This window comes from Streptomyces sp. NPDC046925 (genome assembly GCF_040644915.1).
Taxonomy (GTDB): Bacteria; Actinomycetota; Actinomycetes; order Streptomycetales; family Streptomycetaceae; genus Streptomyces.
Window position 1 is genome coordinate 99,601 of sequence record NZ_JBEYWZ010000018.1, and the last position, 13,035, is coordinate 112,635.

9 protein-coding genes are annotated in these 13,035 nt (G+C 70.0%); 2 read left to right on the top strand and 7 right to left on the bottom strand.

All coding sequences use genetic code 11. The annotated features are described in order from the left end of the window. Positions 1-156 precede the first annotated feature (156 nt). A complete protein-coding gene (locus tag ABZ906_RS42200) occupies positions 157-1,581 on the top strand; it encodes a xylan 1,4-beta-xylosidase (RefSeq protein WP_361391942.1) in 1,425 nt (474 codons plus the stop codon). 67 nt (positions 1,582-1,648) lie between these two features. On the opposite strand, the gene ABZ906_RS42205 is transcribed toward ABZ906_RS42200, so the two are convergent. From ABZ906_RS42205 to ABZ906_RS42230, 6 genes are all read right to left on the bottom strand, one after another. Then, positions 1,649-5,545: a lipopolysaccharide biosynthesis protein gene (locus tag ABZ906_RS42205; protein WP_361391944.1), complete on the bottom strand. Its 3,897-nt coding sequence runs from the start codon at positions 5,543-5,545 to the stop codon at positions 1,649-1,651. Positions 5,546-5,621: 76 nt separating this feature from the next. Then, the gene (locus ABZ906_RS42210; RefSeq protein ID WP_361391946.1) at positions 5,622-6,422 is read right to left on the bottom strand and encodes a polysaccharide deacetylase family protein; all 801 of its coding nucleotides are present in this window, start codon (positions 6,420-6,422) and stop codon (positions 5,622-5,624) included. 31 nt (positions 6,423-6,453) lie between these two features. After that, on the bottom strand, positions 6,454-7,485 hold the full coding sequence (locus ABZ906_RS42215) for a glycosyltransferase family 2 protein (protein WP_361391948.1): 1,032 nt from the start codon (positions 7,483-7,485) through the stop codon (positions 6,454-6,456). After that, positions 7,482-8,315, bottom strand: coding sequence for a glycosyltransferase family 2 protein (locus ABZ906_RS42220; RefSeq protein WP_361195772.1), 834 nt, complete (start codon positions 8,313-8,315; stop codon positions 7,482-7,484). The genes ABZ906_RS42215 and ABZ906_RS42220 overlap by 4 nt, the downstream gene beginning before the upstream one ends. Before the next feature lie 380 nt (positions 8,316-8,695). Further along, a complete protein-coding gene (locus ABZ906_RS42225) occupies positions 8,696-9,796 on the bottom strand; it encodes a GNAT family N-acetyltransferase (RefSeq protein ID WP_361391951.1) in 1,101 nt (366 codons plus the stop codon). A gap of 1 nt (position 9,797) precedes the next feature. Next, positions 9,798-10,229 carry a hypothetical protein gene (locus tag ABZ906_RS42230; RefSeq protein WP_361391954.1) on the bottom strand — a complete coding sequence of 144 codons (432 nt, stop codon included), beginning with the start codon at positions 10,227-10,229 and terminating at the stop codon, positions 9,798-9,800. Between the two features lie 234 nt (positions 10,230-10,463). Here ABZ906_RS42230 and ABZ906_RS42235 point away from each other — a divergent pair, with 234 nt between their 5' ends. Then, entirely contained in the window at positions 10,464-11,285 is an 822-nt protein-coding gene (locus tag ABZ906_RS42235) for an SGNH/GDSL hydrolase family protein (protein WP_361391957.1), read from the top strand. Between the two features lie 48 nt (positions 11,286-11,333). Here ABZ906_RS42235 and ABZ906_RS42240 read toward each other — a convergent pair whose 3' ends face one another. After that, positions 11,334-12,953 (bottom strand): serine/threonine-protein kinase, encoded by a 1,620-nt coding sequence (locus ABZ906_RS42240; RefSeq protein ID WP_361392076.1) that lies wholly within the window; start codon positions 12,951-12,953, stop codon positions 11,334-11,336. Positions 12,954-13,035 lie beyond the last annotated feature (82 nt).

Sequence of the window (13,035 nt, forward strand, 5' to 3'; positions counted from 1 at the left end):
CACTCCGCGGCAGTCCACCCGCACTCCACGGCACTCCACACGCGCTCCGGCGTACCCCGCCCGGCAGGGCAAGGCTTGAAGGCGCCGCCGGAATGCCCGAACCGGTGGCAACGGAACCTGTCCTACCGCCAACTGCCCCGGTTACGATTGCCCCTGATGGGACGTCATGGGTGGAATTCGGGGGCACAGCGGTGGCGGCTCACCGCGCTGCTCGGCGTAGCTGTGGCCGCACTGGCCCTGATCCTGACCGTCATCACCACGCTCCCCGGTGACGAGACGGGCACCCGGGGCACCACACGCGACGGCGACAAGGTGCACGGCACCCCCGCGGTCCCGCCCGGCGATGCGAAACCGGCCGTCGGCTGGGGCTTCACCCACACCCAGTACAGCGCGGACCACGGCGAGGCGGACGCCACGCGGCGCGTCGAGGAGATGCTCGCGGACCAGCCGCGCCCGCTGCCGCAGATCCAGCACGTCATGGGCTGGGGCGCGGGCAACCCCGAGCCGGTCGAGGGCCGTTACGACTTCTCGGCGATGGACAGCCGGATCGACTTCATCCGCGCCACCGACGGCACGCCGGTCGTCACCTTGTGCTGCGCCCCGGACTGGATGAAGGGCGGCAAGCCCGGCAAGGACAACACCGACTGGAGCCAGCAGTCCTTGGAGACCGCCCCGGAGCCCGCCCACTTCAAGGACTACGCCAAGCTCGCGGTGACCGTCGCCAAGCGCTATCCGGACGTCCGGCACTTCATCGTCTGGAACGAATTCAAGGGCTTCTGGAACAGCGAAGAGGCCCGCTGGGACTACGAGGGCTACACCAAGCTCTACAACCTGGTCTACAAGGAGCTCAAGAAGGTCAACAAGGACATCATGGTCGGCGGTCCCTACCTCGTCATGGACAGCGTCGACCCGCGCCAGACCGAGGGCGCGTCGACGGAGGTCAAGGGCGCCTGGGGCCGCGTGGACCAGCGCGTCCTCGACGCTTTCGACTACTGGAACAAGAACAAGGCGGGCGCGGACTTCGTCGTCGTGGACGGCTCCAGCTACACCGTCGACGACGAGATGCTCCCCGACGAGTTCAAGGCCACCGACAAGCTCACGGCGGTCAGCAAGTGGGTCCGGGAGCGCACCGGCGACCTGCCGCTGTGGTGGGCCGAGTACTACGTGGAACCGGCCGACGGCGACGACAACCGCGACGACTGGTCCGAGCCGCACCGCGTCGCCGTCCAGGCCGCGGGCCTGATGGCGATGGCCCGCGGCGGCGCGAGCAGCGGCTTCTACTGGAACCCGCAGAAGAGGGGCGAGGACTGCGCGGGCTGCCTGTGGCGCTCCACGGAGCTGGACGACGGCGGCAAGGAGCTGCCGATGATGAAGCTGCTCTCCCGCTTCAGCGACGCGTTCCCGCCCGGCACGAAGTACGAGAAGGTCTCCGTCGCCGCGGACGACGTACCGAACGTACGCGTCCTCGCCGACAAGGACACGGTGCTCGTCGTGAACACCCTCGACCGCCCGATCGACGCGAAGGTCGACGGCAAGCGGTTCGCGATGAAGGGATACGAGGTGAAGTGGCTGGAGCGCTGATCCGCTCCAGCCACCGGTACTCGCACCGGCACCCGCACCGGCACCTGCGCCCCGCCGCCCGGGACCGTCACGCCATCGTCAGGAACCGCTGGATCAGCGAGGCGAGCAGCACCGCGAGCAGCGGCAGCGAGAACCAGAACGTGCTCTGCATCCAGCGCAGTTGCCGCACGCTGGGCTCCACCGCCACCCGCACGACCTCACGGGCGCCGAGCAGCAGAACCAGGGCGATCGCCGCGAGCGCGCCGATCACCGACCAGGGAGTCCAGGTCACCTGTGGTCCTATCGGGCCCGGAGCGGCCTTCTCGACCGTGCCGTTCGGCTGTTTGCGCAGGGTGTAGAGGGTCGCGTCGTCGTTCGTGAAGACCTTCTTCAGCTCCTGGCGGTTGTCGAGGTTCGTGATCAGCCGGGCGTCCCAGGACCTTGGATAGCCCACGTCCATCTGGAGATACACCGTCTGACTCTTGTTGATCATCAGATACGAGTTGGGGCCCGCGTCCTTGAGCGCCTTCACCAGGCCGGAGACCAGGACCGGGTCGGCCGGGGCGAGGGTCGGGACGTACTGCACCTTCTCCATGTCCTTGGTGCCCCAGGGCATCGCGGGCGTCACGTTGTCGACCGTGTCGTCGCTCATCCACAGCAGCCGTACGGTCGGGTCGTCATGTTCGTAGACGTAGTCCATCGCGGCGACCTCGCCGACCCGGGTCCGCTCGAAGGGTTCGTTGCCCCAGCGCGCCACCAGGAAGCCGCCCATCAGGACGAGCCCCGCCATCAGCGCGGCGAGCGGCGCCAGGCTCACCCGGTCGCGGTCCCGTTCCTTCGCGGTGATGCCCGCGCGCGGGAACAGCGCGAGACCCGCGAGGAGGGCCGCGCCCGGCAGGGCGAACATGAAGACGCGCAAGGCCATCTCGCCGCCGTACGACTGCATGCCGAAGCCCAGGAACGGCACGAAGGTCAGGACGAGCAGCGAGCGCTCGGTGTACTTGTGGTCGCGCCGCCGCCACCAGCCCCAGCAGGCAAGGGCCATCACACCGCCGGCAAGCGCCACGCGCGCGTAGAGCACGAGTTGATGGGTCGAACTGCCGCCCTCGATCCGGCCCGATACCGACGACGACACATTGCCGCCGACGCCGCCGATGCCGCCGAACAGCTCGTCGAAATGCCCCGACCAGTACGGCTCCGCGAGGAAGCCCAGCCAGACGGCGACGAACACCGCGAAGAGGATCGGCAGCCCGCGCAGCTCCGAGCGGCCCACCAGGACGAGCACGGCGAGGACGCCGAGCATCACGAACGGCGTGAGCTGGTGCGCCGGGACCGTCGCCGCGAACAGGGCGATCAGGATCACGAGCAGCACCGCGCGCTGGCGCCGGTCGGCGGGCTCGACCTCGAGTTCGCCGGGGCGGCGCTTGGCCCACAGCACGTGGGGCGCCCGGAACCACACGAGAAGCACCGCGACGAACACCAGATAGAGCAGATACGTGAAGCCCTGCGGGGAGAAGTAGTCCTGGCCGACCCAGCCGCTCAGCGCGAAGATCCACACCCCGGCCCACTTGGCGCGCCAGGACGCCCGCATGGCGCGCACGAGCAGCAGCATCGGGGCGAGATAGAGCAGCTGCATGGCCAGCGGCCACCAGCGGATGACCTCGGTCATGTCCGAGACGCCGCACGCCTTGGCCACGAACGTCGCCGCGGCGAAGAAGCCGGGCCAGCTCCAGCGCGCGTCCAGGTCGGGCACCGCGGAGCCGGTCCTGTCGATGTACTCCATGAAGCCGAGGTGCTGCCAGGCCGTCGCGAACCGCGGCTCGTCCTCGAGGACGGCGGGCAGCGCGTGCAGGCACACCACGGTGGCGATCAGAGTCGTCAGGAGCAGGGCCTGGTGCGGGCGTTCCGTCCAGAGCAGCGAGGCGAAGACGACGACGAGCAGCGCGGCCCCGAGCAGGGTCGGCGCGGGCAGGACGGAGATGAGCCCGAGCCCGCCCATCTCGTCCAGGTCCGCCTCCGTGATGCCGAGCGCGGGCAGCCAGTAGAGGGCGAGCGCGAAGGCCAGGAACAGCGCCATGAACAGCGTGCGGCGGCCGGGGAACGGCTTCGGGCCGACGTCGGGCGCGGGCGGAGCCTGAGGCGCGCGTGCGTCGGTGCCCGGCTCCTCCGCGGGCGCCGTCACGGCCGATGACACCGAGGGGGGAATCGGCGGGGGAGGCGGCGCGGGTTCCCTCGGCCCCGGCGGAGGCGTTCTCAGCGCCCAGGTCGGCCTGTGCTCCATGTGGTCCCCCTCGTCCCCCGTGCCCGCGCTCTCCCCGGAAGCGGGCTTCGCCGAAGCACCCTCCCCGGCGGCGGGCTTCCCCGAAGCGGGCGTCCCCGCAGCAGCCGGCTTCCCCGAGACCGGCTTGCCACCATCCACCCGCCCGTCAGCGGCCCTCCCGGCAGCCGCCCTCCCGAAAGCCGGTGTCCCCGACGCGGGCGTCCCCGGCCCCGGACGCACGTCGGGCCTGCGCTCCGGATGCTCGAAGTCGGTCTGCACGGCCAGTTGCAGCGTGTCCGAGTCCAGTGTCTCGCGCAGCGCCCAGGCGGGCCCCCGCCGCTCCTTGGGCTGCCCCGGCACCCGGGCGGGGGACGGGGGCGTCACCTCGGGCGTCCCCAGATCGGCGAGATCGCCGTCCGGAGCCGCGTCGGCCGGCTCGGAGGAGGGAGCTCCCCGCGCCACCCGGTACAGCTTGGGCGCCGCGATCGCCACGATCACCGCGAGGCTGGAGATCTCGGCGACGCCCGCACCCGTCAGACCCATCCGCGGCAGCAGAAGCAGCGTCAGGCCGAGCACGAGCACGCACAACAGGCCCTGGAGCCAGGCGATCCCGGACGTACGGCTCTGCGCGCGCTGCACCGCGAAGTACGTCTCCATGACGACCCGCAGCGCCGCGCCCACCGCGAACCAGCGGAGCAGCGGCGTCGCCGCGTCCGCGTACCCCTGGCCGAAGACCCGCAGGACGTAGGGCGCGAGGATGAAGAGCAGACCGCACACCGGCAGCATGATGCGCGTCATGCGGCGCAGCACCGCGCGGGTGTTGGCCGCGAGCCGCGCCGGGTCGTGCGCGCCCTCGACGGTCAGCGAGGCACCCATGTTGATGGCGAGCAGATTGACCGTGCCGCCGATCGTGGTGGTGATGTAGAAGTACGCGTTGTCGACCGAGCTGACCTGCGAGGCGACGATCACCGGCACGAGGTAGACCACGGCGAGCGAGAAGAGCGAGCCCGTGTAGTCCCCGGCCAGGAAGCGGCCGATCTCGCGCAGCGTCGGCGGCTGCGCCTTGTCCCTGGTCGCCTCCACATGCCGTGGCACCAGGCGCCGGAACACCAGCCAGCCCAGCGGTACGACCGACACGGCGATCGCGGCGACCCACGACACGAACACGCCCGCGGTCGGGATCGCCGCGGCGATCGCGATGAGCAGCCCCAGCTTGACGACCGAGAAGACCGTGTTGCCGACCGGCACCCACAGGGCGCTGCGCAGCCCCGTGAGCACCCCGTCCTGCAAGGTGAGCAGCGACCAGGCGACGACCGCGGCGATGAAGCCGAGGCCGTGCAGCGGGCCGTGCAGGAATCTGTACGAGGGGCCCCACAGGTCCAGCGTGAGCAGGAAGATCAGTGCGGCGAACGCGACGACCAGCGAACTGCCCGCGTACGTACGGAAGATGAGCCTGCCCGTGGCGCGTCCCGCGACCGGTATGAAGCGGGCGAGGGCCCCCATCAGGGTGAGCGCGGTGAGTCCCGCCAGGAACTTCATGGCGGCGATCGCCGCCGAGCCCTGGCCGACCGCCGACTCCGAGTAGTACCGGGCGGCGGCCAGCCAGAAGCCGAGACCGAGTACGCCGGAGATGCCGGTGTTCAGCATCAGGGCGTAGGCGTTGCGGAACAGCGGGCTCCCGTCACCGGAGCCGCCGCCCGTGCCGGGCAGGCGCATTCTGCTCATCCTGCCCGCCTTGCCGGACGGCGGCTGCTGTTCGGTCACGGAAGACCCGGAGACGTCTGGCTGGGCGGTCGACGTGTCAGACACGGGTACGAATTGCCTTCCGGCGGGCCTGTCGTGCTCTGCGGACCACTGCGTACCCCTTGGTGAGGGCAGCGTCCCTTGCGAAGTTGCGGGTGATCGCACGGCCCTCGACGAGCCGCTCGAACTCCTCGATGCCGGTGGAGCGCCGAACGGTCACCCGCTTGAGGGCGTACGGGCCCTGGGTGCGCCGCGCGAGGCCGTTGTTGACCGCGAGCGACTGGGCGAACCCGGCGCCGCGCACCGTGCGCCGCACCCGGCGGCTGGAGTAGCCGTACGGATAGGCGAAGGAGACCGGTCTTATGCCGAGTTCATCGGTGACGATCTCCCTGCACCGCAGCAGTTCGAACCAGAGGTCGTCGTCGTCCAGCTGGTCGAGCTCGGGGTGCGTATGACTGTGACCGCCTATCTCCGTACCCGCCGAGGCCAGTTCGCGCACCTGGTCCCAGTCGAGCATCAGGTCGAGGCCACCCCCGGTGTCGTGCTCCCCGCGCAGCCAGCCCGTGGAGACGAACAGCGTCGACGCGAAGCCGTGCTTGGCGAGCACGGGCAGGCCGTGCCGGTGCACGCCCTCATAGCCGTCGTCGAAGGTGATCAGGACCGGCTTGCCCGGCAGCGGGCGGCCCGGAGTGCGCCAGATCGCGCCGAGAGCGGCCGTGGTGAGCGGCGTGAACCCCCGCTCGCCGAGCAGTTCGAGCTGGTCGGCGAACGCCTCCGGAGACACCGAAAGGTCCCGTGTCTCCCGGGTCGGCCGGTGGGAGATGGAGTGATACATCAGTATCGGAACCGCGGCGTTCATCGCGGTCCCCCTCGGCCCATCGGTGCCGTGCTCATGCGGCAGCCCCCTCACCGTCCGCTGCCTTCCCGATCTCCACGACCGAGAACGCGGCGCCTCCCCTGCGCGCGCGGACACTGCCGAGGACGTACCCCCCTGCCGCCGAGACCACGCCCGCCACAATGGCCCCCGCGCGACCGGCGCCGCCCGGGCGTGCGAGCAGCGCGTCACGCAGTCCGCGCCCGACCCCCGCGGGCAGGACGCGCGTGGTGTAGCGCCGCTCGGACTCAAGCCCCTTGCCGGCGCCGACGCTCCTGGCCACGAGCGCCTTGGAGAGGCCTTCCGCGTACGTCCGCGTACGGAAGTAGGAGAAGCGCTCCCGCGCGGCGGGGACCCGGTGGTGGATCACCGCACGGTCGTCGATGAGGAGGATCGCGTCCGGTCTGGCCCGGGCGAGCCGGATGCACAGCTCCGTCTCCTCGCCGCCCAGGGGACGCTTGTCGCCGTCGCGTCCAATGCCGGTGGCGAAGCCGCCCGCGGCCTCGAAGGCGGTGCGGCGGAAGGAGGCGTTGCCGCCGAGGACGTTGCGCACCCGCACCCGCCCCTCGGGCAGCCCCTTGTACGTACAGCCGACGACCCAGTCGAACTCCTCGGGGAACCAGGCGGGCCTGCGCCGCGACTCCCACAGGGGCATGGTGCGCCCGCCGACCGCGAAGACCTTCGGGTCGGCGTACCCCTCGGCGAAGTGGCGCAGCCAGTCCCGCTCCGCGACGGCGTCGTCGTCCAGGAACGCGATGATCTCGCCGCCGGAGGCGGTGATCCCGGTGTTGCGGCCCGCGGAGAGGCCGCGGGGGCCCGCGTTCGCGAGCACCCGCACCTCCTCGGTCTCCTTGTACTCCTTGGCGAGCCGGTCCAGGAGCGAGGCGTTGTGATCCACCACGAGCAGCGTCTCCAGGGCCGCGAGGGACTGCGCCCGCACCGAGGCGACCGCCGCGAGGATGTCCTCCCAGCGGTCTTCGGTGTAGACGCAGATGACGACCGAGATGCCCGCCGTCGTGCTTCCCCCGTGCCGGCCGGGAGCGCTCAAGACACCTCTCCCTGACGCGTGCGGAAGGGAACGCCACGGGTGCCGCGCCGCCGGTCGCGGCGGTTCGAGCGCTCCGTGAGGATCACCTTCAGGACCCGCAGACCGTCGCGCACGGCGCTGAGATTGCTGGCGCCGTGGATGCGCAGGTACTCGTGGCTGGGGATCTCCTGCACCTTGAGCCCGGCCTTGACGACCCGGATGTTCATCAGGGTCTCGACCTCGAAGCCCGTGCAGTCGAGCTCTATCTTGTCCAGGCAGTGCCGCCAGAAGGCGTTGTAGCCGTAGCACAGGTCGGTGTAGCGGGCGCCGAACTTGGCGTTCACGACGGAGCACAGGACGTGGTTGCCGAGCTTGCGGATGGGCGTCATGTCGTCCGTGGCGCCGCCGTTGGCGAACCGGGAGCCCTTGGCGAAGTCCGCGCCCGAGACGAGGGCGGAGACATAGCTGACGATCTCGTGCCCGTCGGCCGAGCCGTCCGCGTCGACCATCACGATGATGTCGCCGGTGCAGGCCTCGAATCCGGTGATCAGGGCGTCGCCCTTGCCCTTGCCGAGCTGCCGGACGACCTTCACGTCCGGCCACAACTCGCGTGCGACGGCGACCGTGTCGTCGGTGGAATTGCCGTCGACAAGCACGACCTCATGGATCCAGTCGGGCAGTGTCTTGAAGACGTAGGGAAGATTCTCCGCCTCATTCATCGCGGGAATCACCACGCTCACCGGCGGTGCGATCGCCAGGTGCGTGGAAATGGGTTTGTAGTTTACGGTCAGCGTCGGCTTGTCCAACGGGCCCTGGTCCGGTTCGGCGGCCGGGCGCACAACAGAACTCATGAGTCTGGTCCCTCTCGTCCGGTGGACCGCCCACCCCCGGGCAGTCCGGCTATGTATCCGGTTCGAAAGGGGGGTTCTCACTTACGCATGACGAAATGGATCTCCGTGCATGCCAAAGTGGGCTGGCATCGCGCGGGACGTGACTCGGCATTGATTCGGTCACCGAGCACGGCACCCCCCTACCGCGCCCCGCGCCGGAACCACCGCGATCTTGAGCCCTCCCCTAGATCGCATTACGTGATGGACCGATGCGGGTGGATGTACGACGGTATTGATGATTGAGACCTTATGGCAAGACCTGGAACGTGGCCTCACGTTTTTTATGATTTGGCCTGTCTTGGTGGGCACATATGGAACGCCCTGTTCCTACTTGGCGACCTTTATTCGTTCTTTCTTGATCGCATTTTTCCCATCTGTTTGAGCAGCTTGTCGGCCGGTTCAAAGAATTCCGGTCGCGACAAGACCGTGTTGCGCAGCGCCCTGACCGGGGCGCGCCGCGCCCGGTGCCCGATCGCTGCCGGATGGCGCAGAGCCACCCACCCCTCGGACACGGTGAGTTCGCGTGTCTTCAGGGAGTCCTTGTACTGCTTCTGGCCCCGGCCGAGGTCGAGATACGCGATGCCGTCGGCGGCGGCCGCCTCGGCCATGCGCAGGTGCATGATCAGGCCGGGCGAGTACTTGGCGTACGCCGGGTCGTAGGCCGGGAACCACTGGGCGATGACCCGCTCGGAGCGCATTCCGAAGTGCGCGGCGACCGGCGCCTCGTCGACGTAGAGCACGGAGAGCAGCCCGGAGAACTGGTCGAACCGCGTGTGGAAGAGGTGCCCCACGAGCTGCTTGATCCAGGGGTGCGAGAAGCGGTCGCTGCGGCCGGTCCTGCGGTACTGGGCCGATTTCCACTGCATCAGGGTGCGCAGGACCGCGGGGTCGCGCTCGTCGTGCACGTAGCGAACGGTGCCGTGGTCGCGCCCGAGCCTGCGCTCCTTGGAGAGCGTCGAGCGGGTGAACTTCGGCGACTTCGCCTTGAGGTGGCCGAGATAGGCCTCGTACCCCTGGTCGATGTCCATGACGGGGGAGGCGAAGGAGCCGGAGGCGTTCGCCTCGAACGGCCCCTGACCGCCGGCCAGATGGTCGAACTCGTACATCGCGAGCCCGCAGGCCCGCAGCAGCTCTCGTGCGTCCCAGGTGAAGCCGGGCCGGTGGACCAGGCCCTGGCAGTCCGAGACGCCGAGCCCGATGGCCCGGCCGACGCCGGTGATGGATCTCTGGAACGGGAAGAAGGCCGCGGGCTCACCGGCCTCGCGCACGACCGCTATCCGCACCCCGCGCCGCCAGTGGCCCACCGCGAGGGTGAACTCGGGGGAGAGGAAAGGATTGGCCAGCTCCGGCGAGCCGTGGAGATGCGCCTTGGACTGCAACGCCGTCCAGGCCACCCGGTCCGCGGCGGTGAGCTCTCCGGGGCGGTGCACGGTGATGTCCACGTCAGGAGGTCCGCCTCGTCGGGGTACGGCGTCGCAACCTCCGTACCAGTACCAGCAGATAGATGAGCGAGCCGATCACGGTGATGGCCGTGACCCCGCCGCGCACCGACCAGATGTGCAGGGCCAGCATCGCCTGGGCCACCAACAGGTTGACCGCGACGGCCCCGGAAACGGAAGCCAAGATCCGGCCCCATGGCTCAAGTCCGCCGAGCGCGGCGGCGATCGCGGCGCCCGGAGCGGCCAGGAGGAAGAACAGGGTGAAGGGGGCGCGCAGCGGCGATTCGATGTCCGTGAGCGCGAGCAGCGCGCCGACGACCCCGACCACCACAGCCGTTCCCGCGAGCAACGGCAGTGCGTCCTCGTGACGGATCGGCGGGTCCGATGGGCCGCGTCCGGTGTCTGATGACGGTGCCTTGATCCTGATGGTCTGCATTGGCGACTTTGCCCCCCGACGCGCCGGATGCCGGGCTTCAATGTCGCGCAGTCGACGGCGGCCCGTCAAGATGCGGAGGGAGTGTGCAGATGTTCCCCACGGGCGCTCTGGGTGGGAGGGCAACTCGCTTTGCGGGAAGGGGAATTGCATGCGAACTTATTGACATGAACACTACCGGTGGCCTGAGGGGAGTGGTACCACAGTCGTGGCAGAAATCCTGCTAAGGGAGGTTCCATGAGATTGTCCCGAATCACGGCATACGCTTCCTCACTCCTCCTCGCCACCGCCTTCGCCCTCACCGGGGCCGCAGCGGCACAGGCAGCCCCCTCCGGCCAACAGGCCGCCGCCACCGGCTATGTGGCACTCGGCGACTCCTACTCGTCCGGTGTCGGAGCCGGCGGATACGACAGCGGGAGCGGCGACTGCAAGCGCACCCCGCGCGCGTACCCGGCGCTCTGGGCATCCGCCAATTCACCCTCCAGCTTCAACTTCACGGCGTGTTCCGGCGCTCGTACGGGTGACGTTCTCGCGAACCAACTCGGCCCGCTCGGCTCGGGAACGGGCCTCGTCAGCGTCACCATCGGCGGCAACGACGCCGGCTTCGCCGACGTCATGACGACCTGCGTCCTGCAGTCCGAGAGCAACTGCCTCAAACGGATCGCGACGGCACGCAGCTACGTCGAGACAACGTTGCCCGGCAACCTCGACAAGGTCTACTCGGCGATCAGCGCCAAGGCACCGGCCGCCCGGGTCGTCGTGCTCGGATACCCCCGCTTCTACAAGCTCGGCGGCGGCTGCATCGCCGGTCTCTCCGAGAAGGAGCGCAGCGCCATCAACAGCGCGTCCGACTTCCTCAACTCCACCACGGCCAAGCGCGCCGCCGACCACGGCTTCGCCTTCGGCGACGTGGCCGCCAAGTTCACCGGGCACGAGATCTGCTCGGGCGACGCGTGGCTGCACAGCGTGAACTGGACCAACATCGGCGAGTCCTACCACCCCAAGGCCGCGGGCCAGTCCGGCGGCTACCTTCCCGTGTTCGGCGCGGCGGCGTCCTGACCCGCTGAGTCCGGCGCTCCGGAATCCGGGCGCCCGGCAGTACGCCCCTCAGGAGTTCGGCGCGTAGGAGGAGGAGCCCCCGCCCGTAGTCGGGGGCTCCTCCTCACATTTCACCGAGTACGCCACGGAGTTGGAGGTTGCCTCCACCGGGCTGCGCACCTCCACGCTGATCGCGTTCTGATACGTCGAGCCGGGCTCGCCCGTGACCGTCTCCGTGTGCTGCACCTGCTTGGTCCTGCCGCCGCCCGACGCGAAGCTGAGCGTCTTCCAGCCGGGGTCGCTCGGCTCGCCCGATGTGGTCACCCAGCGGTAGTCGACGGTGACCGGGACCCGCCCCACGGTGAACGTCGCGGTGAAGGAGGGGGCCTGCCCGGCGGCGGGCGGACAGACGCCGCTGTACTGCGTGTACGAGCCGGTGACCGAGACCTTCACGGACTGCGCGGGGTGCTTGGTCGACCCTCCGCCGTTGCCGCCGCCTCCGCCGTTCGTGGAGCCGCCGCCCGTCGAGCCGTTGTTGTTGCCGTTGCCGTTGTTCGAGCTGCCTTCGTTGCCGCCCGATGTGTTGTTCCCGCCGCTGTTGCCGCCGTCGGAGCCGCCGTCGCTGCTGCCCCCTTCATTGCCTCCGCTTCCGCTGCCGCCGCCCTCGGAAGAGCCGCTGCCGTTTCCGCCACCGCCTCCGCCGTCGCGGTTGATCAGCGCGTACGCGATCCCGCCCAGAGCCAGCGCCAGGGCGATGAGGCCCGCGGTGAAGGCGAGGACCGAACGGCGCGAACGCGTCGGCGGGACGGTGGTGGTGGTCGTGGCGACGACCGGCTCCTGCTGATCCGGTGGCGGCGGAAGCGGCGAGGGGTACTGCTGTTGCTGCTGTGACGTGACGGTCGGCATGTACGGGAGGGGCGTCGGAGCATCCGGGGTGCCGCCTGCCGCGACGAGCCGCAGCTGGTTCTCGGCCTCCGCGGCGGAGATCCGGGCCGCGGGGTCCTTGCGCAGCAGTCCTTCGATGGCCGGGGCCAGCGGGCCCGCGTTCCGGGGCCGCGGCAGCTCCTCGTCGACGACCGCACGCAACGTACTGAGCGGGGTGTCCTGCCGGAACGGCGACACGCCCTCCACGGCCGCGTAGAGCAGCACGCCGAGCGACCACAGATCGGACTCGGGCCCCGGCTTGCGCCCCAACGCCCGCTCCGGGGCGAGGAATTCGGGGGAGCCCACCACCTCGCCCGTCATGGTGAGCGCCGAACTGCCCTCCACCACGGCGATCCCGAAGTCGGTGAGGACGACCCGCCCGTCGTTCGCGATCAGTACGTTGCCGGGCTTGACGTCGCGGTGCAGCACCCCGGCCTCGTGGGCGGCCCGCAGGGCGGCGAGCACCTCGGCGCCGATGCGGGCGGCGCGCTGCGGCTGCATCGGTCCCTCCGCGTCCAGGACGTCGGAGAGCGAGAGCCCCCGCACGATCTCCATGACGATCCACGGGCGCCCGTCCTCGCTCGCCACGTCGTAGACCGTCACGACATTGCGGTGCGGGATACGGGCCGCGGCCCAGGCCTCCCGCTCCAGGCGGGCGTACAGCCGCTCGACGTCACTGGCCGGAAGCCCGGCCGGGGCGCGCACCTCCTTGACCGCGACCTCGCGGCCCAGGACTTCGTCGCGGGCCCGCCAGACCGTGCCCATGCCGCCTTCGCCCAAGGGGGCGAGGAGGCGGTAGCGCCCTGCGATCACACGCTCGTTCCCGCTCACGGGATTCCCCCATCCG

Coding starts and splice junctions, on each gene's coding strand:
- ABZ906_RS42200 (WP_361391942.1), top strand. CDS start 157: ATGGGACGTCATGGGTGGAATTCGGGGGCACAGCGGTGGCGGCTCACC.
- ABZ906_RS42205 (WP_361391944.1), bottom strand. CDS start 5,545: ATGAGCAGAATGCGCCTGCCCGGCACGGGCGGCGGCTCCGGTGACGGG.
- ABZ906_RS42210 (WP_361391946.1), bottom strand. CDS start 6,422: ATGAACGCCGCGGTTCCGATACTGATGTATCACTCCATCTCCCACCGG.
- ABZ906_RS42220 (WP_361195772.1), bottom strand. CDS start 8,315: ATGAGTTCTGTTGTGCGCCCGGCCGCCGAACCGGACCAGGGCCCGTTG.
- ABZ906_RS42230 (WP_361391954.1), bottom strand. CDS start 10,229: ATGCAGACCATCAGGATCAAGGCACCGTCATCAGACACCGGACGCGGC.
- ABZ906_RS42235 (WP_361391957.1), top strand. CDS start 10,464: ATGAGATTGTCCCGAATCACGGCATACGCTTCCTCACTCCTCCTCGCC.
- ABZ906_RS42240 (WP_361392076.1), bottom strand. CDS start 12,953: ATGGGCACGGTCTGGCGGGCCCGCGACGAAGTCCTGGGCCGCGAGGTC.